A 21864-nucleotide genomic window follows, 5' to 3' on the forward strand; every position below is an offset into this window, starting at 1 on the left:
ATAATGATTTATGTTAGCAGGTTCTAGTAGAATGCTAGAACCAATATGGTGACGAGGTGGAACAGCATAGTTAATTATGTCGAAAATAGAATTATACCTTTAAAGCTTATTGTAGATCTTGACAGCAAATTCATGGACTGCTTGTGATAAATCTGAGGGGGTGCCTAATAGAGTCGGTGCAGCATCGACATAAAAATGAATCGCTTCTTTTATTTCTAGTAAAGTCGGAGGCGGTGATATTTTTTTTTAGGTTCCTGATAGCTTGTCTAAGCTCTTTGACATCCATGGGATGGGAACTAAACCATGTCGGGCGGCTAGCCCAGTACTCAATGGCATGACGAATTTTATCACTCATAACAATCACCTCTTATTAGCTTATTAACATATTATTTGTTGTAACAATAAGTTATCGTGTTCTTGGCAGACTATCAGTTGGTTTTCGGGATTATCGCTGACCAAGGACAAGGTGGTACTATGCCGAGCAATCCCACCCTTACCGAAAAAATTATCGACATCATAAAACTGATTTAAGAGACAATGAATATCTTGCTGTACATAGCTTTCAATACATTGGCTTTTGTTTTTATCTGCGATCCCGCTATGCCACACTGAATTTAATTGGTGACCCGGTAATTGAAATTCACATTGTGTTTTCAATGCATCAGCGAAGGATTTTATCTCGGTAGATATCGGGCGTAATAGCTTCGCTTTGATAGGTACTCTTAAACGCTCGTAGAACCCTTGAGGGGCGAGTAATAGACTAGCGGCTTCTTCACTCGCTGTTGAGTCTAATTGAAATGATAAAATAGCATATAACTTGGGTTCAAAGGGATTTTCATACAGTGCTAATAACCATTCACTGAATGATTCGTATGGTAATGCCTCAACAGACTCAAGTGCCAATGATAAGCGTGTGGCTTCCTGCTCAATAAGTTCTTGCCAATTAGACTCATTATCTTCTGCTTGCCAATACAGTGTTATCGGCTGGGTGAGGGCGTGTTGATGATAAAATGTCGCGATTGGGACAAGCAATTTTTGTATCGCTATTTCTTGTTTTTCCCATAACGAAAGGGATTTCAAGGCGTTTAGTGTTAATATATTATCTTTATTAATTGGTAAAGAAGATAAAGGTACGCCCTCTTGTTTCTCTTCACCGATTTGAGTTAATCGTGAATGTGTTAATAATCCAAGATGCATACTCGCCCAATAACGCCATTCTTGGTGCGCATCATCCAACATATTGGTAAATAGCTGATGGCGATAAGTCGTGATTGAGTAAGCAAGTAATCGGACAAGCAGAATACTAATCACCGGAAGAAAAACAAATAAAGCAATTATTTGATTATTACTGATTTCGCTAGACAATACGCCAATTGAAGATAAATACACGCCAATACCAAATCCAGCAATACCAATGAGAACAACCAAAAACAACCAAAGCATCAAGCGAGGTAATTTAGGCTTAGGTGGGTGACCTAAAGACGGAGTTTTCCAGCTTATCATGATTGTTCACCCGACGATGATAAGCTCGTAATCAATGTACAACCACATTCGGTCTGAAAACCATTGAGTGCCGCCTGACGACCGGATATTAAAATACGCGTTGAACCGGGTAAAATGGCATTAACGCCATGACCTTTTTTAGGGCAACTGACTTTATCTCCCACTAAAGCTATCGGTTTGCCGTACATCACCGAACCAGAAGCGGAGATCACTTCGCCGCCATGAGTAGTTTTGTCACCTAATCGAACAAGTGCGCGCATGTTAAGATCCTTTTATTGGTTATCCTGTTGTTTTTTATATTCAAACGTGCCATCCCATTCAGGGAGTTCAGCAGGTGGTAGCGGAACGATTTTATCAATATCGGGAAAGCGTGCCTCGGGATTATTTCTAATCTCATTAGCAATAGCTTCATAACGGAGAGAACGTTCAGAATCAGGTTTTACAGGTAAATAATAATAGGAATTTTCTTTTACATTTGGCTTGAATGCACCTTCAAATGTTGATGCTGCGGCTCTATACCCATTTTTTGTAGATAATTGATAGTATTTTAATGTTCCACCAGTATTTTCTTCAACATTCCATAAGTAATTTGCCAGACGATATGCGGCTTTCCCATTACCTTGATTTGCAGAGCAATCCAACATTTTTTTCCCAATATCAGGGCGATAAGCAGGGTTATCTTTGTCGGATAAACGTTGAGAAACAAAAATATCGCCAATCACATATTGGGCTTCGGGACTGCCTAAATCTGCGGCTTGACGAAAATATGCTAAAGCTTTAGTACGATCAGCGACGACTCCATAGCCTGTATCGAGGTAGTGTCCCATTTGGTAATAACCATAGCTGATGTCTAATTTGGCCATTTTTTGAATAATATCCCAAACCTCTTGAGCTGCTCCTTTACCTTTAATCGGGGGGACTTTGCCGTAACTGATTAAATTGCTTAAGTTAAGCATGGCTTTGGGGTGATTACGCTCGGCCGCTTTGCGGTAAAGTTCGCCAATTTTGGCATAATCACGTTGATATTTATTAATTTTCTCAAGCTCACGGGCTTGTTTAAACCAAACATCCGCTTCAGGGTCAACGGGAGGCAATGTGTCTTTTTCATATACACAGGTGAAGGCTAAATCGGGTTCTGTTTTTTGAGTCATCGCTTTCTCTTTTTTTTCAACAGGTTTGCAGCTAACAAGCAGCACTAAAGCACACAGTAATAAATAAGATTTAATTAGTGACATAATTTAATCCGAATTTTCTAATCCAATCGTTTTATCCTCAAACGGAAGTAAAGAAGCTATAGGCATTTTTTTATCTTTTTTCAATCCTTTGTTTCTATTTGAAATATCAATCCATTCATCAAATTCTTTTGTTAAATCATTTGATATGCCCCCAGTGCCCTTATGCATCCCCCACAAATGTTCCCTCAGTGGCTTAACAATCGGGAAAATATCTGTATCTTGCAGTACGACGGCAATTTCAGTATCAAATGCCATACTGCGTAAATTGATATTGGCAGAGCCTTGGATTAAAAAGGTGTCATCCACTAAGGTTAGCTTGCTGTGGACATACACCGATTGCCAGCGGTCAGAATCGGGCGAAACCAAGGTACAAATGACGCTCTTAAACCCGTCAATCTCTTCTTCTTGAATATCATCGGGTTCTACAACCTGAATGGGTTTGAGTAAGCTCTCTTGTGTGGAAACCATGATATTTTTAAAGGTGCCATCAAATGCGGCATACTCACGCATAAGGTCACGGCGGCCTAACGTCTCTAGCATTTTATAGGTTTGATAACCGCCCACGTGGTTGGAGTCACCAATCTCTGCTTTCGTGGTGGAGTTCGTCACCACAAACAAATAGAATGGTGGCAGTTTTTCTCCTTGCAGTTTAGGGTCGGTTGCAGCAGCTTCTGCAAAGCATTTATTTCGCTCCTCGACCATATTGCGTACATCCCGCCCAATTGACGATAACCGGAAATATTGATTTTCAAAATAGAGATAATTACGCGCATGTTTAACACCATGATCGTAAGATTTTAAAATATCGTATTCGTCATATTCCGGTTGAGTGCGGCAAATTTTACCCGACGTTGGAATTAATGGGTTTCGGGCTAAAAAGGTATAGCGCTCATTGAGTGCATCAATGAACTCAATGGTGGGCGTATATTGGCTGCGCATAAGAGACTTTCTTTGCTCTAACAGCTGAGCACCTTCATTATCCGTTGTAAAAAAGCCTTCGGTTTCATTCCATGCCGTGACAAAATTATCATTTAAATCACACAATACTTCGCCATACACACAGTTCGACGTATCTTGCCATGCGGTCGGGCCATCACGCCCTAACCATGACATATCTTTATGTTGAACAATCGAGTGTTTATCATCATCCCAATACTGCGAATGCATGTTATGACCCATCACAAAGCCAATCGCTAATTCAGGATCTTCATAATCAATCAAAACCGCTTTTTGATGGTGAGTGGGCACTACAGCAAGTGCGGCTAAACGTAAACTGAATTCAACATCATCGCTACCAAATTGGTGCTTGGTTAATTCAGCCACCTTACTTAAGCGAGATGAAGGGCTGTTGATCGCCATCGAACGTGTACGAACTGATAAGTTTTTAATTTGATTGTTTTTAGCTCGAATAAGCCATTCTTTATCAAAGGTATATTGTTTATCAGACTCATAATCTAATTTAGCCCCAATGGTCTGCATCATATCTGAAGGTAGTTCAACCTTTTGCCTTGGCGTAAAATACGTTTGCTTAGGCCAGCCGGGTAAACTGGTTTCACCCAGCTTAGCTATCTCATCAAACCACACCAGAATGCGTACCTTTACACCTTCTTTGGCTTTTTGCTCAAGAAGCTCCGCAATATTAGGAAATTGTCCATCCCTAATTCCACTTGAGCGTTCAAAATACATGGAGGGCTGAAATCCCCATGTAATAATCTCAATACTCTTTTTCGCTTTACGAATGGCCTCCGCAACCGCTGCAAAGGTCTGTTTTCCATTAATAAGTGGCGCATACACAAATAAACTCATAGGGTATTTGGTGCGCTCAGGGATCCAACTTGGCGTCATTTGCAGTACCATGCAGGTCGAGACGGGTAAGCGTATTTTCTGCTCGGTTGCCGGAATGGGTAATTGCACGGAAGCGGGGAATCCCCCAGATTGATTTCCTGACATATTATTTTCTCTTATTCCATTCAGTGATAAATTGGGAAAGCCCTTCCCCCCATGCTTGACCTATTCGCGAGCTTTCTCGCTCTTGGCTCGGCGCACTGGTTCGAAAACCGACATTAACGGGCTCGACGTGTTCTTCCTCTTGCGACTCCGCAGAAGGAACATCGATATCGTAACGGTCCCCATTCAATAAACGCAGTTGGTAGCTGTCCGTAGGAATATCATGGTCAATTTGCACATTACCTTGTGCATCACTCATGCCTTTTAAAATCAGTGCCCCATTGGCATACAGCTCATACGGCTCAAACGCGCGCGCCTTCATTGGGCTTTGCGGCGACGAACTCAGTTGAAAACGCAAGGTTTGTTTTGGCATTGACTGTGGAAATTGTGGATGAGTGACATCCATCGAGGCAGGGCCTTCAACCACCCAGTTAGTCGCTTTGACCGTTTGGTTGCTGGGGCTGCCGTACTCAATCTGCCCGCCTTTTAAACGAATATAGGCACCACCGCAGGTCAATAGCAGTTCATCTTTAGCGGCGACGACAGTTTTACCGCCCGTACTGGTGACGGTCATGTCTTTGAGTGAGGTGAGATGCATTTCATCACTTTGAGCTTGAATTTCCACTTTACCTTTTGCTGCAAAGGCTTTGATTCCTAGGGTATGAGCAAATAAGCTGATGGCTTGACCTGCGGCTAAGGTGATTTTTTTACCGACTGAGATATCTGCCTGTTTATTGGCCGTCAGGGTAATGTTTTCACCGCTGTGAGCCTGTACGGTTTTGGGGGAGGTTAATGCGATACCCGCGGGCGCACTGAGTAATAACGCTGCCTGCTGCAATTCGTTGATGGACTCAGTTAATAAGCGTTGTTGAGCCTTCATGTCTGCCAGCTCTGCTTTCGCGACTTCGGCGGCTTCCCGTAGGGAGCTCACAAGGTTCAACGCATCATCCAATTGCTGCTTGGCTTCGCGCATATCCAGTTGTTCAGACGAGGCTTTTGTGCGTAAATCGGTGCTGATAAACAGCCCTTTTCCTGCTCGAATAGCGCCCCAACTGTCGGTGCGCAGTTCAAAGCCGTCACCGCGTTTTTCACGTCCTTGATTAACCAGATGCCCTAAATTGAGTTGCGATTTCCCCCCGTATTCGGTGCTGAATTTGATGTGTTCTTCCCCGCGTTTGTCTTCCATGCGTAGCTTATTATTTGCCGGAGTACGAATGACATTGCGGGTATTATTTTTGTCGGTGATGTGGTCGGGGCGATGCGAGTCATGCAAGGCATGGGCAATGTACGGTCGGTCTGGGTCACCCTCATGGAAGGCAATGGCAACTTCTGTCCCTTGGATTAACGGAAAGTGCATCCCGTAGGTATCGCCCGCGTACGGTTTCGCTAGCCGCACAGGCATACTTTCATACCCCGTCGATTTTTCATCACGATCCGCATCGAATTTAACCCAATAAAAACCATGCTCATTCTGGTGGGCGTAGATATCGTGAGGTTTAGCACTGGTGACGCGTGCCATCAATGTCCCTGCAATCACAGGGCGAGGCTTCAAGGTCGGACGCCAGCACAGAGCTTCGGTGTACGACGTTGCTTCAAATTGCACGACTAAGGCACTGCTGCGGCTACCTGAAAATCGCAATCGAGTAATCAGTATTTCAGATTGAAAGTCAGACGGTAATGTTGAAGGCAGTTGGTTATCGGTAATTTTGAGCACCAATAATGGCGTTAGCATCGGTGAATTACTTTTACCGTGCAGCTGAGTTTGACGAGCCAGAAAACGCTCATGGTCAAGGCGTGACCAAAAGTGAGCGGTTTCCGTTTCTGGTTGGTACTTCTCACCGCGCTCAAGATGACGAGGTTTATAATGATAGACATCACCGTAGTGGATGTCCTCTCCCTCACCTCGAGTCATATCCGTTTCAATGGATTGCAAGGTTTGCATCGCTTGGCGGTGATTATAATCTTTGGTGGTGACACTGCGCTCAACCACTTGATGACGTAGTGATAACCCCCAGACACTTTCTACACTCTCGTCATTCATCCCTGATGGGCTATTGAGAGGTAGCTTGAGGTCATACACATAGGCTCGTTGGCTATCCCCAAAATGAATAACTTCGGTTTTGGTATCCGGTTGCAAACTGAATGAATAGAAAATCCCCACTTCACTTAGCAGGCGTTCAATAAACTGCCAATCACTCTCATTGATTTGGTTAATTTGCTCTCGCTTGGGGTATTGGCGCTGCAAATGAAACTCAAACTCCCAGCCTTTCATGTCATGCTCACGTAAAATGAGGTCAATGACATCCGGCACCGATTTATTGAGGAAAAAGCGGTGAGAGCGCATTTGATGGCGTAACAAGGAGACAAACGGTTCTATGACAATTTGGTATTGTGCTTCATCCGCTGAGCCAGACAGCCGCTTGAAGTGGGTAATTATCCCATGAACCCGCTTTTGTGGTTCATTTAACGTGTTCAGCATAGCCAATGGCAGGGTAGGCGATGAAAAGGTAAAATCAGCACTGCGGCGTAGAAATTGTGGCGCTTGCAGGTTTTTCTCTGTGGAAGTAAAAGTAATCTGATAACGGTACGTTTCGCTAATGGCTTCACGTCCCGTGAAGTGCTCAACATCTAAGTGGGTCTGGCAACCTTGTACAGCAAGCTGGTAGCGATTATGGGATAAAAAAGGTCGTAGTGCATTATCCATTAAGCTCATCTTATTTCCTTTGTGTCCACCGTGGTAACCGAAAGTACAATAAGCCGCGAGTGAGGTTACCCACTTCAATGTTAAGTAATTTGCGTTAAGATAACGAATTATCACAAACAAAAGCAAATTGAATGTGAAATAATCTTGAAGTGTTTAGCATAAAAGAGATTTATCTGAATTCATCTACACTTACGTTGAGTTTCATTCCTTGCATTTCATTCAGATGTTGCTGACAGGGTAGTTGAGTATGACAAATGAACTAAAGTTGTATGTATGATTAAATTTAGGGGTACTGGATAGTGTGGAGATTTAGCAAACAATCATTATGAAAAAAATCATTTATCTGTTTTCTTTCGCTGTTATTTTATTACTTGTTACTAAGGCTGTTACCTATATTGACTTTGCGGAAAAAGATCTGGTTAAGTCAATTATTCCTGCTTGGATTCAAGCGATTGGCAGTATTTTGTCAATCATTATCGCAGGCATGATTTCAGCTAGGCAAATTAAACATGAAAAGCAGCTTGAAAAGATAAAGTCGGCTCAATCAGACTTATCGAAAATGCGTATTGTAAGAGCATTTATAGTCCGTTCAGTAACGCTTATGAATGAAGTTCGTAACGCCATTGAGTGAGGTGATGATAGGGATTTCCATCAGGTGTCCCAATGGACGATGCGCAACACAAAACGTGCAATGGAAAATAATTGCTAAGGCGAGGCATTGAGCATACTTGTTTTTGGTCTTTTGGCTGTGTCCTTTTTGTTGGCTTTCTTCTTGATAGTCGCTAATCAGTTTAGATAAGGGGTAACGTGGCTTATCATCAATGATTGATTCAGCCTCAAAGGTTACGGGGGTGGTTAGCCAGTCAGGTGTTGGGTTTGATAAATACGTATTGAGTCGTTGATAGTGCTGCAAAGACGCTTGGTCAACCATAAGAGCCAGTTGCTGATAGTCTTGTTTTGGTTAAGTTAGAGGTGACATCCGATTGTTGCTCTTGGATTTCATCTAATAACGTGGCAGCTATTCTCTGGTTTTTGGCATTATCTCTATACTCTTTTTTAATAATACGCTTGTGATGAAACTCAATAAGCACCGTTGCGACGTGCTGTAAATCATTGAGCTCATCAATTCCCTTATCAAGGTTGCCATGAAAATCATCCATTTCACGCTGCCACCATCTGTTGACTAATAACTTGAGTTGCTGCTGAAAAAAGGCAATGTGTTCCTTGGTCATTTTCGGGCTTCCTGAATATTGGACTTGCCAGTGATTATATTGACTATTGAGGATTAAGGCTAATGATCGGGCTGCATGCAGTTGCTTTGTTTTGAGGCTCAGCCGGATGTCATGGCGAGCGTTTACAGTCGGGATGGTTTTACGAAACCACCACGTATTAGCACGTTGGTAAAGGTAGTGGGGGAGTTTTAATGTCGTCATGCGGTACATTCCTGCGCTGGCGGAGTCTGAATTAAGCTTGTACTATATTGATTTTAAATCAATAAAATTCAATTCAACTTTTAATTTGGGCCTATTGTTGGGCCTAAAGTTTATTTTACTGTTTTTTGCTCTAGACTAAAAAGTAGATTGCTATTTTAATATGATTGGTTGATGAAACGGAAACGACCAATAAAATTCTGTAGATTGTCTTGTGCCATAAGCATACATTGTTGATTATTGATTATTGATTATTGATTATTGATTATTGATTATTGATTATTGATTATTGATTATTGATTATTGATTATTGATTATTGATTATTGATTATTGATTATTGATTGTTGATTGTTGATTGTTGATTATGATACTCATTTTGTTCTAATTCATTATACGCTAGGATATTTGCCATATTCATCAATTAAAAAAATCTGAGACAGGTACCAGTTATTGTTTTGTTTGACAAAATGATATTCATAAATTGAGGAATAGTATAACTGTGTTACTTTAGTCGTAATATTGGCAATATTTTCGATAATTACTGTAGCTATAATTTTGGGCAATATTTCCATATGCTCAACAGCAATACTATATGATTTTTTCACTTTGTTTTCTTCCAATCAGTTGCATATGTTTTGTCTATCAAGCCTTTTAGCAGCGATGATGGTTCATGTTGTCTTTTCGTATTTCTGGATATTTTTTGTTTTATAGGTTTGGCTGGGGTAGGGCCTAATAAGAGATCAAAAGCATCATCAATAGTTATATTTTTTTCTGCTGCTATAATTTGAGCTTGTAATTTTAATAACCTCTTTCTTGCTATAACTGATTTAGTATCCATATTAACCTTTAACGTAATGAATTTCATATGGCTATTATCAAATCTGGTGTATGGCATCATGTCGCGTTCCTGTCTGATTGATCCGATACCCGTTCACCATTCTTGAACTTTACATTGTTGACCACTAGCGTCAGTAGATTAAATCCTTTGATCTGCTTCCATTTATTTTGTGCTGATTCCAACAGTTTGTAAACCATTACTAAGGTGGTTTCTCGTGAACCACAATTACGTACACGCTTGGTTCTCAGTCGAACGGTTACAAAGGTCGACTCTATTGGATTGGTCGTCCGAATATGGCACCAGTATTCGGCCGGGAAATCGTAGAATGCTTGCAACTCATCTCTGTCCTTGCGCAGGCGTTCCATCGCACCATAATACTTCGACCCAAAGCGCACCAATGCACGATCAAAAGCTTTGTAGGCACCATCATGAGTCTCAGATATCCAAATCTCATGCAATGCTGTTTTGACCTTAGGCTGAGCTGGCTTTGGCTACGTATTCAGAATGTTCGCCGTCTTTTGTATCCAACAACGTTGATGGCGTGTATCTGGATAGGACTTGCTCAGCACCTTCCAAAACCCTAGTGCGCCATCACCAACCGCGAGCTTAGCACCTAACAACGATGATAATGCTTCCTGATAATCACCTGTGCTGACACCCTTCAGGTACAGCCAAGGCATTAGCTCTTCTACACTTCTAGCTCGCTTTATGTAAGGCATGCAAGGCGGTAAAAGGTTACTGCTGAAACGGATTACTGATCCACTCTGATCACGTACCTTGGGCTCTTTAAACTTGATATCACCAATACCAGTGCTTTGCGAACATCCGGTAACCTATAGCCAGCATACTGATCTAGTAACACCTGAAGCTCTGCTTCAAGGGCCTGAGCGATCAAATCTCTGGCACCCGACCGCAGAAGTTTACTCTGTAGGGATGTTATCTGTTTTTCTGGTTGTGAAAGCGCTTTGAGGGTAGAATTCATCATGGCGTGTCACCTTCTATTTATTGGTAACTTTATCTTTATCAATCAATGGGATATGTCATCCTTCTAAATCCTCGTACACCAGAAATCACTATAACTCATTGCATATCGTTAATCCATTAACTGACAATCTCTATTTCTAATTCTTACATCTATCCACGATGTCATATCTTTTAAAAGAGCAAGGGCATCTTCTTTTCCCCGCGTATTACCCCAAAAACTTAGTTTAAGATATTAAATTATAGCTTGATATCAGTACATTAAATAAAAAAGAAGGTCTAGGTAATGACCACCTTTACGAATATTTGTAAAGGTGGCTAAATGATATTATTCAGTTTGATTGATGTTCTATCTTATGGATGTTATTGGGATACCACTGCATCAATTATTCTCCGTCCTATGGGATGAAAGCGGTTTGACTCTCATTCTGTTGTTCTATCTACCCGCCCGTATGATAAACATATCCTCCATCGTAAAAAATCCCTCCTTGTTCAATACAAACATCATGTCCGTAGCGTTCATAGTCAAAGTAATGGGATAAATGACCAAGTTGTGCTAAATCATAACAACCACTTTCTTCTATCCAATAATAACCTAAGTCATATTCATTATTGACCCCCGCTAATTGCTGGAAAGAATCTAAATTATCCGCTAAATGAATTAAATCATGAATTGAACTCGCTGAAGAACCGATTTCAATTGCCGCCTGATAAAGGTCAATTTCATCAGGCGATAACATGGCTAATTGTGTGGCTAACTCGTTCAACTCATCTAAAAGGCTATATTCTGAAATGTAGGATGACAGGCCATCAATTGAGGATTCATAGTCGGTCAAGAAATACTCTTCATAGTGAATACCATCAATGCTAATACGGGCTAAACAGTGTTCTATCTCTTTTGAGGTTGCTGGAAGCTCAAGCCATTCACCAACCAGCTCTCCTTCGTTATATTTTCCTAAATTCGTAATAAAAACAGAAATCATTCCCGATTTTAGGCATGGGGAAGCCGTCGCTGTTATTCGCATATTCATGTCCTATTATTGATGTATTGTGATTTAATTAATGGCGATATTTTGATAAAGGGAGCTATTTCCCTTTAGAAGACGATGTTGATATAAAATATCCATCAGCTGAAAACAGACAATCTACTTAAAACGTGATTAATGACGTTTTAGATCAAGATGATGAGCAGACTCACAGATCCGATAATGCGTTATGTTTTTTACCATGATTTATTTTTGTGTGGGTTAAAACGAAAAAAGCCCCTGTCCATCAGGACAGAGGCTCTTGCTTTCGTGGGCTATAGGTTACAAACTAAAATGCATTATAATAAAATTATAATCATGATTATGTTTTTAGGCATAAGCTATTCTTAAATCACTTTATTTTGGCTTTCCAAAGAATCCATGTAGTCAGCATATGTAGTGGTCAACAAAAATTGGTCACCGTTTTAAAGTTTTCCCAATATAATCGTTCTGATTCATTGGGCGTTAAGCCACCGTTATATTGATGGGGTCTAAGCTGGCTATAATACCCGATGATATATCGTGTTATTTCTTGCTGTGCTTCTATAAAATTACGGTAGCCTAAAGTGGTACCCATTCTGTCTTTAAACTTCGAAAGAATCGCTCCATCGGCGCATTATCCCAACAATTACCTCGCCGAGATAAACTTTGCTTTATCTGATAACGCCATAATAATTGGCGATATTGGCGGCTTGTATAATGACTTCCTTGATCTGAATGAAACAGGATATTTATTGGATTACCTCTTGATTCAAAAGCCATTGATAATGCTTTTCCTGTTAGCTGGCTATCCGGTGAAAATGACATCGCCCAACCAATGGGTTTTCGAGCAAATAAATCCATTACAACAGCAAGATACATCCAGCGGTTACCTGACCAAATATAGGTCATATCACCCAACCAAACTTGGTTTGGCTTCATGACCGCAAATTGACGCCCGAGATGATTTGGTATTGCAACGTGCTCTTGAGTCGCTTTTTTATATCGATGATTTGGCGTTTGGCAACTCACTAAGCCGAGTAATTTCATCAACTTAGTTGCGCGATAGCGTGTTAAAGGAACCTGTTTTGTATTCGATACAATGTCAGCAATAGTACGAGCACCAGCAGAACCGCGACTACTTTCATGGGCTTCTCGAACAAGCGCCCGAAGCCGTATTTGCTCCGCTGATGGTACCTTTGAGCGATGACGCCAATATTGATAGCTACTGCGATGAACACTGAACACGTTACACAGTTGTTTAATACTAAAGCGCCGACTGAGTTTCTCGATCAGCGAGAATTGTTCAGAGAATCCGACATCACCAGCGCTGTAGCCTTCCTAAGAAACACATTCTTCTTTTGCCTGTAAAGTCATACCCATTCTCTCGGCTTGGCGTTTGAGATTTTTTAGTACCCTTTCTTTGTACCGCTCTTCGTAATATTCAGCGCCAGGATCTTGATACTTTTTGCCATATTTCATTGCATTGTAAAACAGTATAGCTATCTTTCTTGCAGTGGCAGTTACCGCTTTTGCTTTACCAATCCTAGATGAGAGCCTTCGATAAAATGCACCAAGGGCTGTATCTGAACGACCAACGGTCGTTGCTGCTAGTCTGAGATGAGCGACAACTCGATTATTACTCTTTCGGGAGTGAGAAGACATGACCTTACCACCACTAATTTTTGAGCCTGGGCATAATGTTAACCATGAGGTAAAATGCTTTTCAGTCGGCCATTTATTCATATCTGTACCGCACTCAGATATCAGTCGTAACGCAAGAAAAGGGCCTATGCCGTGAATTTGCGTGAGATCTGCCCCTATTAAACGATAAAGCTTTTCTCGCACATCAAATGTCATTGCGTTTGCCTGCTTTGCTCTGTGCTTTGGTTTGGGGATAGGCTCATCGGGTTCGCTCGAATTTATGCAAAGCCTATCGAGTACAGCTTCAATTTGTACATCACATTCACCGACTCGTAACTGATAGGCATCATACATAAGAACAGCCTGACGTAGAGCAAATAGATGTTCTGGCTGATAGTTACCTTTTAGGGCCGCACAAATTGTTTGTTCGTCTGCTTTACAACGTGGATCTCTGAATTTTGCTAATATAGCTGGGTCGTGCTCGCCCGCAACGATGGCTCTTACAATCTTCATCCCCGTTACGCCTGTGATATCAGAAACGACTATATGCAATTGAACGTTCATGAATGTGAGTGCTTTTTGCATATGTTGAATATGCGCTGCCGCATAATCCAACATACGTTCTCTGACTCGCATATATGTCCGAAGTTCAGCTATTGTAGCATCGGGCCTAAAACTGGCTTTTAGCAAACCACATGCATGAAGGCGCTGGATCCATTGTGCATCTCCCACATCAGTTTTCCTACCGGGTACTGCTCGGGTATCACGTGCATTGGAAAGGACAACCTCAAAACCATGTTCTTCCAAAATTTCATACACAGGTACCCAGTATACGCCGGTCGACTCCATAGCAACGGTCGTTATTCTACATTTAGTTAACCAACGTGCCATGTTATGGATATCGCCAGTAAAAGCTTTAAACGTTTGGACGGATTTGTCACTGCGATCAGGAGGAACGGCGACAACATGAAAACGGCCACCGATATCAATCCCCGCCGCATTAGGATTGATGACAGGAAGTGATTGGGATTTTGGTTTTAATTTTGACATAGTAACCTCGGCTCAATTGTGAATACCGGATGGGGAACTCGGATTAATCACTTTCCTAAACGGGGTCTATGCCACCAACATCGGGTCCGCAGATTTCCCTGGGTCAGGTTTTTTGACGGGATTTATGTCTCCAAAAGGCGTACGACCACTATCCGGTTAATTTAGAGTATAGATCTTTCTATGTTTTTTAATATCTCATTATGCTCTTCAAGTCGTGCAATTTTCTTTTTCAATTCACGGATCTCGACTTGTTCTGGCGTCATGGGGGACGCTTTCGGTGAAATCCCTTTGCGTTCTAGCTTGAGTTGCCGAACCCATTTGTCCATGGTTGATTTACCGACGCTCATGGCGTTAGCGGCCTCGACTACGGAGTAGCTTTGGTCAAGTACCAGTTGAGCAGCTTCAAGTTTAAATTCAGCACTAAAAAGTCGTCGTATACGTTTTGCCATAAATGTCACCTGTCTGTTTATGAAGTGATGATATCACCTCTGACTTAGTGACCAAATTAACTATGCCACTTCAATACCACTGCATCATTTCACGTCTTCTTTCCAAATATTGCGCATGGTTATAGGTTCCTCGAATGGAGTTTTTATCCCTGTGCGCCAATTGAGTTTCAATACATGCGCTATTAAATCCTTTTTCATGCAAGATCGTACTCATCGTGTGACGAAAGCCATGCCTTGTCGCTTTACCGTCATACCCAATTCGCTTTAATATCATATTGATACTGACTTCACTCATGGGTTGATTGATATTGCAACGCCCCGGAAAAACTAATTGGTATTGGCCTATAAATACAACAATCTTAAAGTGATAATTGTAATTAACTTGTAGATGTGAACTGTATTTCATATAAAATATTCTACAGTTAGGGCTTAAAGCCATAACTAAGTGAGTTATAAGCAATTAAACTGTGTTCGTGTGAATAATTATAAAAAAGGTGAAGCATTGTGGGCATATTTAAATCGATTTGGGATTTTTTTGGTCTTTATCAGACTAAAAGAATAAGAATTTTACATATGTTAATTCTACTCTTAGTGATATCGCAAATCATTGTTAGTAATTGGATGACGGGTACTAAGTCAGTAGTTATTCCGTTTTTTGAAGAGACTTATTTATTTACTTGGATTCATATCGTTTCAGGCTTTGTGCTTTTTTTCTTAACGTTCTTTTTAGTCGTGTTATGTTTTCACCAGAGAGGGTTTAGATATTTTTATCCCTATCTCTGGGGGGATTTTAAGCAAATCAAAGAAGATATAAACTCTCTTTTAGCTAAAAAGCTACCAGACAGCTCACCTAAAGGGCTTGCCGCGACAGTTCAAGGGCTAGGGTTAGGTGCTTTATCAATTGTTATTTTGTCTGGTATTGCATGGTTTTTTCTATGGTTACAGCAGTCTCCATTTGCTTTAGAGGCTAGAAGTATTCATAAATCACTCACAATTTTAATTGAGATTTATATTTATGGTCACGGTGGTTTAGGGATTATTCATTTTATAATTTGGAAAAAAAGTAAAAATAAATAGGTTTGCTTGATACCTCATTGGCAATATGGGTGATTAGTCGCCCATATTCATTAAATGATATTTTGTTGCAATCTGTAGATGCTAATAAGTTACCGTGACGCAAATATGCGTTACCTAGTAAATCAATAGTTTATCTACTCTGAATATGAATAACCAAATCTAAAATAACGGTCCTATTACGGTTCGTATAATGCGATTGAACGGCAAGGTTAAACGGGGATGTTACGGGGAGGGTTAAGCCGATAACGGTAAGGTTACGGTAAGGAATCAGGGCGAGATTACGGCGAGGTTTCCACAATGGTTTCCAGTGAAAACGGACTTTAGCAAATGGAAACTAACACTAAGGTTACGCTAAGGCTTCAGGTGGTCAATTTGACCGTTAGTAATGAAAACAATGTGTTGCCACCTCTTACCATTGGTCGCTGAAGCGATGACCAATGAGCGTTAATCTGGTTTTGTGACAGAATTAAACGTTATCAATTAGTTATATTTTGATTCCGTCGATTTAACGGAATTAAGTATAATCAACAGCTTATATCTACATACGGGATTATCCCGTATCATCATGGATAAATTGACGTTTAGATCACCCCTAGAAATTGGAATTATTACCCAATCTTCCAGAGTCCCATTAGCATTTTATTTTAACCTATGGCTTGTATTGTGATGGTATCAAGATGAATAAACCAGAAATGAGAAAAGCAAAATCAATCAGGATCACCACGTCAGGAATGGTAATCAAAGCCCCTGAGCGAGTTAAAACAGCGACAGGTAAAGTTATGGCCACAATGACTATTCAGGCTGAGAGTGACAAGCGTAGCCCGTACCCATTAAAGATAGTGGCATTCGATATTAACGCGCTGGAGCTTATGACCTGCCAGAAAGGAAACAAAGTAACCGCTACAGGTCGCTATGAATGGTTTAATGGTTATCAACTTATTGTTAAAGGAATAGATTGGCAATAACATATATGTTGCCAATCTACTTTTAATTAACAAGGGGGTATAGATTAATAATCTATGAGGTTTTTATCTATCAATTTATGCTTAATCGAGCTAGCTTTATTGTATCCAATTCTAAATAATAATTGAATTATCTTTGTACTGTCCTTTCCTGTAAGAGAGTAAAAAATTTCTGCTTTTTCTTCAGGCGCCATTTCATTGATATTGTGCCTAATATAATCGCTTAATTCACTTTGAATGACAGGGTTGTAAATAATTTCAGAATTATATTGTTGTATCGCTAAATGTAATAACTCAGCAGGAGTTATTTTAAATTTTGATAGTTTATGTTTGTCATCATCAGAAATGGGAATGCTAATATGGGGCATTTTGCATCCTCATTATTCTGCATCAAATGATACTTGGAATGGATAGTTCTTGCCACCTTCAATCCATTTGAATCCATAAATTTCAATGCCATAATCATCTATGGTGACATAGGCAGAGACATCAATTTCTAGCTTGTTATCTAGACGGATAGCAATCCCTTTATAGATATCAGTATTTGTTTTTTTTAACACTAGCGAATAACTATTACCATCGTATGTTAAATCGAATTTAATTTCCAAATTACCATCGGAAATAATAGGATTGGAAATTTTTTTGTCGGTTATCCCGTCATACTCTTCATAAAATTTCAGGTTTTTTACATCAGCTGGAATATATTTTATTTTGTTCATTGGTTCGTCATCCTTAATAATATAAATTTTTGTATTTGCGCTAGGTCTTTTTCGGTATAGACTTATTTTATCATATAACAAACTCTCTAATAATTGAAATTGAGAATCAGTGATAACATCTCTATATTTTGAGAGCTGTAGCTCTGTTACTTTCCCATCAAGCTCAGCATGATGATTGAGATAATTGTCAATTGACATCGAACGGTACCCAATTACCTTGGATGGGGCAAATCGCCATGTTGAACTATATTCGTCATACCATGCGTACCAACACTTAAAGCGACCCAACTGACCTTCTAATCCATTCAAAGTCCTGTTTGTTAGATTTGAATCAAACATTTTTATATTTTGTATGATGCTTTGTTTATCTGTAACGAGAGCAAAATTCATTTACGGCACCTTTCTGTGATAGTGATTATAATTTAATTATGATTAGATCAATTAGATCTGTCAAGTCATTTAGATCAATTAAATCCATGTGATCGGTTAGCTTTATATTTAACGATGTCGTGTGGAAATTACAAGCAGGGTTATTTCTGGATGGTATTTCATTATCTGCAATGAAGTAGTCATTGATGATATTTATGCAATGATGTTACTGGAAAGTGTAGGGCTAACATTGAGATTAAAAATCACCTCAAAACAGGCATGACAAAAATATTAGGGGGTACATTTGGGGGTATCTATAAAGTTAGAATTAAAATAATCATTTAATATCAATGAAGTGAATGCTATGTATTGTTCTCTCCTCCGAATTAAACGCCATGCTATTGATTAGCATGGCGTTTTTGCTTTTTAGGTTTTAGCGGTATGCCATCCAGTATGCCATTTTATTTTGGTTTCCTTCCCACGGGCTTGGTCTGTTTTGGATGCAATGTAATATTTTACGCGCTTTGTTCTTCAGAATAACGAGATAGTGAAGGCAACTTTGCTATCTCGTTATCATTTTTTATTATTGAACTGAGATAGTTACAGCTGGAAGACGGAACGGATCGCCCATTGCCATGTAGTCATCCACGTTATCAATGTTACGCAATGAACCCGCAATGAGTTGACTCATATCGAGAGGTTGTGTACTAATAACTTTTCCTTCCTTTGTTTTTTCAATCAATTGCTTTTCTTTTAAAAAGTAGCTATTCGTGCCTTTGTTGTATTCCCAGATAATTCTTTCCACTCCTTTATCTGGATATTGCTGAAGGTAATCTTTAACGGCATTTTCAGCGGCTAATTTGGCTTGAGCGTCGATCACTTTATTTTGTTTCTCTGGTGCTAGGTTATTGAGTTTTTCCTGATATCTTTGCATTTTTTGTTTGAGTGCAGTTGATTCACGTTCGGCTAATGTATTTTTGAGACTAAGCATGGCATCACTCAGGGTTGTTAGCGTTTGATCAAACGCTTGCCATTTTTCTATAATCGGTTTTTCGCAATGAATTGTTGCATTATTTCTCAGTGTTTCAATATCCTGTTGATAACGCTTTGAGGATTCGCTCTCAACGTACTCATATTCAGAAAAGCTAATTCGACTTTCACAGGTTTTTAAGTGATCCGGATCAAATCGAATATAACGCTCACTAGAGCGTTCACAGTTTTCTTTTTCCTTCTTAATGTATTGTGCTTTTTTAGCATCTAAAAACACCTTATCATTTCTCACTTTTTCTTTATAAATGGCTTTTTGCTTGTCCAATTCCGCTGAAATACAATGTGATGACATTCTGGATTTAGCCATATCAAGCATTTCTTGAATCTGTGTTTTTACTTCTGGATGATGAAAATACAAATAAAGTTCTTGATAATGTTGATAATGATCAAAATTGATAATTGTCAGGTAATGGACTGTACTATTGGGTGGTAAGTGGCGATTGGGGAGTGTTGAGACTATACTTTGTATGTCTGGCATATTTTTATTCTGTTGATAATAAGACGAAAATGTATCTTGTAATACCTTTTGCTCTATGGAAGATGGGGCCTTGATGGCAAATAGATTACCCGAATATTGCTGTAGCTTTTCTACCTGTTGAATCTCTTTGTGTAATTGGGTTAGATTACGATTGATATTATCCCGTATTGATTGTGCTTGCTGTTGTAAACGTTCGGTCTCATGCTCATAGGTTTTGTTGTACAATTCTTGTCGTGTGCTTTCGTTGTAATTAAAATAGTTTTTACCCTTATGGAGTTCACAAGTATAAATAACATGTTGATATGCTGTATTTTCAATTGACCATGTAATGGATTTGCACACATTCCGATGGTCTAAAAGTTGTTGATACGTATACTGGCTAAAACCTTGAGGGGACATATCTTTAACCTGCTGTATTGTGTTATCACAACCTGTTAATAAAAGCGAAATAGGGAATAAAATGACACAGATATTCTTCATGTGATGTCCTTTGCATATTCTGGTAAAAGTCGATTAAGCTCAATCTTAATGAACCAATAAGGAAACTTACGCCGGGGGAGTTAGTGAGAAATTTCACGATAATAGAGGGGCGGGCAGTCAAAATCAGTGAATATTTTCACTCTATTTTTCTCGTTTGGTTGAAATTTCCCTATCGGTTTATCATCAACATAAACCTCAAATTGTGTTGCTTTTGCTATCGCTTCAGCGAACTTGTACCACAAATTACCGTTACCGCGTGTTTGGGTTTCATCAGGAATGTAATAAACTTCATCATCAATAATGAAAGCGATATTGTCGCTGCCGATAGGGTTTCCATCTTGATAAAGGTGAACACCATTATCCATGTCGTCGTTTGCTGCAATATTACAAGCAAGGATCACGCTTAAGTGCTTGTCATTGCTGATACCGTATTCCATATAACCTTGAGCAAAGCTTTCAGACCAATAGTTAGGAATAGCGGAAGCACTGAATGTAGAGCACATGAGTAGGCAAGCGTATATCATTTTTTTCATGGAGATTAACCTTTTTCGATTTTTTGAGTAATATTGCAATGTATTAGCGGTATAACGGAGATATTGGCCTTGTTCTTAGGCCCATGACAACGAAAAACGTAATCCCTGCCCAAACACTGTAGATATGACCGGTAGGCGAAATCCAATTATAAACAACGACAATTGCGCTAATGACAAAAGCAATCAGCAGGTATTTAATAAAACAAGATGAGTTCATATAACCGCCTTTTTAGGATGTAAAATAGCCAACATCAAAAAGGCATGTTGGCTAGGTAAGTTGAGGGTAATCTATAAGGTTGAATGCCAGAGATTAGAATCGATAAGTCAAACCAAATAGGATATCGTTGGCCTTCACTTTGATTTTTGAGGTGTTTTCCCCATCGCCTACCGCTGTCGTGATGTCGGCTTTTCCAGCATCTAAATAGCGATAACTTAGGCCCATATCCCAATCGTCATTGATGGCATAGTTCACCCCCGCACCGACACTCCAGGCAAAGTTATTGGCGGTATGCGTGTGAGTATCATGCAGAGAGAGTCCTGGGGTATAAGCATCAGCGCGGGTGGTTTTAAAATCCACGGCCGCATAGCCTAGCCCGACAGAGATATACGGCGTGAAATTTGAGCTATTTTTAATGTCGTAGTACCCATTGACCATTAACGTATTGAGTTTGATTTGGTTTTTAATATCACGAGTTTGATGTACGCCATTACGCACACGGTCGCGGATGTTGTAGGTTGAATTCGCTTTATCACGCGCCATAAATTCCAATTCAGCGCGAACAGGGATATCAAACTGATTGGAAAAGTCATAACCTAACGCAAGTCCACCGCCAAATACGCCAGTACGATGGCTATCCCCATTTTTTGTACCATTATCACCGGCATCAGCATAGCCGCTGTAGACAAACTGCTGGCCAGACATTTGCACAATGGATGCGCCCATTTTACCCGTGACATAAAGCCCCGTTTTACTGTCATCCGTGTTAGCGAATGCCGGTAATGAAATGCACCCCATTAGGGCGGGAACAATAAACGCTTTTTTCATGATTGATTTCCTTTTAATCAATATCACATTAAGTATGGTTGAATCGCGTTATGTCAGTGGAAGACATGAAAGATTTGACTCAATCACCTTAATATCACTGACATAAAGATAATTTTACGTGAGATAGTTTAACTTAATTGATCTGTTTTACCTATCAATAATTAAAATACGATCGGTGATATCGATCATATCTATCAATAAACGGTTATCGATCGGCGTAATCGATCAACTGTTGTTTTGGTACTTAAATAAGAAAAAGAGTCGATGACGGAGTTAGTCAAAATGGACAGGAATAAAATGATGTTTAAAGAATTCTCTCCTTTCTTGAATAGGTTGGTATGCTCGATATTATCAAGCACCAAAAT

General features: G+C 39.9%; 19 protein-coding genes and 4 pseudogenes. 3 read left to right on the forward strand and 20 right to left on the reverse strand.

The window, feature by feature from the left end:
* Positions 1-378: 378 nt before the first annotated feature.
* The 5 genes from FVA69_RS06885 to FVA69_RS06905 are packed head-to-tail and all read right to left on the reverse strand — an operon-like array spanning position 379 to position 7398.
* Complete coding sequence (locus FVA69_RS06885) at positions 379-1503, reverse strand: 34 kDa antigenic family protein (RefSeq protein WP_164528578.1); 1125 nt, start codon at positions 1501-1503, stop codon at positions 379-381.
* Positions 1500-1763: a PAAR domain-containing protein gene (locus tag FVA69_RS06890; protein ID WP_164528579.1), complete on the reverse strand. Its 264-nt coding sequence runs from the start codon at positions 1761-1763 to the stop codon at positions 1500-1502. Before FVA69_RS06890 ends, FVA69_RS06885 begins: the two co-directional genes overlap by 4 nt.
* Positions 1764-1775: 12 nt before the next feature.
* Positions 1776-2738 carry an SEL1-like repeat protein gene (locus tag FVA69_RS06895; RefSeq protein ID WP_164528580.1) on the reverse strand — a complete coding sequence of 321 codons (963 nt, stop codon included), beginning with the start codon at positions 2736-2738 and terminating at the stop codon, positions 1776-1778.
* Positions 2739-2741: 3 nt separating this feature from the next.
* Positions 2742-4688, reverse strand: coding sequence for a phospholipase D-like domain-containing protein (locus FVA69_RS06900; RefSeq protein ID WP_123381771.1), 1947 nt, complete (start codon positions 4686-4688; stop codon positions 2742-2744).
* Between the two features lies 1 nt (position 4689).
* On the reverse strand, positions 4690-7398 hold the full coding sequence (locus FVA69_RS06905) for a DUF2345 domain-containing protein (protein WP_164528581.1): 2709 nt from the start codon (positions 7396-7398) through the stop codon (positions 4690-4692).
* Between the two features lie 316 nt (positions 7399-7714).
* Between FVA69_RS06905 and FVA69_RS06910 the strand changes: the two genes are divergently transcribed.
* Positions 7715-8020, forward strand: a complete 306-nt coding sequence (locus tag FVA69_RS06910) for a hypothetical protein (RefSeq protein ID WP_231136859.1) — start codon at positions 7715-7717, stop codon at positions 8018-8020.
* On the opposite strand, the gene FVA69_RS21620 is transcribed toward FVA69_RS06910, so the two are convergent.
* From FVA69_RS21620 to FVA69_RS06955, 9 genes and pseudogenes are all read right to left on the reverse strand, one after another.
* Positions 7979-8320 (reverse strand): hypothetical protein, encoded by a 342-nt coding sequence (locus FVA69_RS21620; protein ID WP_164528221.1) that lies wholly within the window; start codon positions 8318-8320, stop codon positions 7979-7981. The genes FVA69_RS06910 and FVA69_RS21620 overlap by 42 nt on opposite strands.
* Positions 8313-8822 carry a DUF6538 domain-containing protein gene (locus FVA69_RS06920; protein ID WP_164528582.1) on the reverse strand — a complete coding sequence of 170 codons (510 nt, stop codon included), beginning with the start codon at positions 8820-8822 and terminating at the stop codon, positions 8313-8315. The genes FVA69_RS21620 and FVA69_RS06920 overlap by 8 nt, the downstream gene beginning before the upstream one ends.
* A 599-nt stretch (positions 8823-9421) precedes the next feature.
* Entirely contained in the window at positions 9422-9718 is a 297-nt protein-coding gene (locus FVA69_RS06925) for a hypothetical protein (protein WP_237683227.1), read from the reverse strand.
* Positions 9715-10643, reverse strand: a pseudogene (locus FVA69_RS06930) (transposase). The gene FVA69_RS06925 and the pseudogene FVA69_RS06930 overlap by 4 nt, the downstream one beginning before the upstream one ends.
* A gap of 436 nt (positions 10644-11079) precedes the next feature.
* Entirely contained in the window at positions 11080-11664 is a 585-nt protein-coding gene (locus tag FVA69_RS06935) for an antirestriction protein ArdA (RefSeq protein ID WP_164528583.1), read from the reverse strand.
* Positions 11665-12067: 403 nt separating this feature from the next.
* Positions 12068-12984: pseudogene (locus tag FVA69_RS06940) on the reverse strand (IS3 family transposase); the annotation flags it as partial.
* On the reverse strand, positions 12985-14337 hold the full coding sequence (locus FVA69_RS06945; protein WP_164528584.1) for an IS110 family transposase: 1353 nt from the start codon (positions 14335-14337) through the stop codon (positions 12985-12987).
* A 167-nt stretch (positions 14338-14504) separates the two neighbouring features.
* Positions 14505-14823, reverse strand: a pseudogene (locus FVA69_RS06950) (transposase); the annotation flags it as partial.
* Between the two features lie 33 nt (positions 14824-14856).
* Positions 14857-15135: pseudogene (locus FVA69_RS06955) on the reverse strand (tyrosine-type recombinase/integrase); the annotation flags it as partial.
* A gap of 155 nt (positions 15136-15290) precedes the next feature.
* Here FVA69_RS06955 and FVA69_RS06960 point away from each other — a divergent pair.
* Positions 15291-15863, forward strand: a complete 573-nt coding sequence (locus FVA69_RS06960) for a cytochrome b/b6 domain-containing protein (protein WP_004917250.1) — start codon at positions 15291-15293, stop codon at positions 15861-15863.
* A 677-nt stretch (positions 15864-16540) separates the two neighbouring features.
* Positions 16541-16828: a hypothetical protein gene (locus FVA69_RS06965; protein WP_164528585.1), complete on the forward strand. Its 288-nt coding sequence runs from the start codon at positions 16541-16543 to the stop codon at positions 16826-16828.
* 44 nt (positions 16829-16872) lie between these two features.
* On the opposite strand, the gene FVA69_RS06970 is transcribed toward FVA69_RS06965, so the two are convergent.
* The 6 genes from FVA69_RS06970 to FVA69_RS06995 form a co-directional block, all read right to left on the reverse strand.
* Positions 16873-17193 (reverse strand): hypothetical protein, encoded by a 321-nt coding sequence (locus FVA69_RS06970; protein ID WP_164528586.1) that lies wholly within the window; start codon positions 17191-17193, stop codon positions 16873-16875.
* Between the two features lie 12 nt (positions 17194-17205).
* Complete coding sequence (locus FVA69_RS06975; RefSeq protein WP_164528587.1) at positions 17206-17934, reverse strand: hypothetical protein; 729 nt, start codon at positions 17932-17934, stop codon at positions 17206-17208.
* A 562-nt stretch (positions 17935-18496) separates the two neighbouring features.
* Positions 18497-19921 carry a hypothetical protein gene (locus FVA69_RS06980; protein ID WP_164528588.1) on the reverse strand — a complete coding sequence of 475 codons (1425 nt, stop codon included), beginning with the start codon at positions 19919-19921 and terminating at the stop codon, positions 18497-18499.
* An 80-nt stretch (positions 19922-20001) separates the two neighbouring features.
* Positions 20002-20454: a hypothetical protein gene (locus FVA69_RS06985; protein ID WP_238789288.1), complete on the reverse strand. Its 453-nt coding sequence runs from the start codon at positions 20452-20454 to the stop codon at positions 20002-20004.
* Positions 20455-20497: 43 nt separating this feature from the next.
* The gene (locus FVA69_RS06990; protein ID WP_164528222.1) at positions 20498-20671 is read right to left on the reverse strand and encodes a hypothetical protein; all 174 of its coding nucleotides are present in this window, start codon (positions 20669-20671) and stop codon (positions 20498-20500) included.
* A 93-nt stretch (positions 20672-20764) separates the two neighbouring features.
* Positions 20765-21499: an outer membrane protein gene (locus FVA69_RS06995; RefSeq protein ID WP_164528589.1), complete on the reverse strand. Its 735-nt coding sequence runs from the start codon at positions 21497-21499 to the stop codon at positions 20765-20767.
* Positions 21500-21864 lie beyond the last annotated feature (365 nt).

This window comes from Providencia sp. PROV004 (assembly GCF_011045615.1).
In the GTDB taxonomy this organism is placed as follows: domain Bacteria; phylum Pseudomonadota; class Gammaproteobacteria; order Enterobacterales; family Enterobacteriaceae; genus Providencia; species Providencia rettgeri.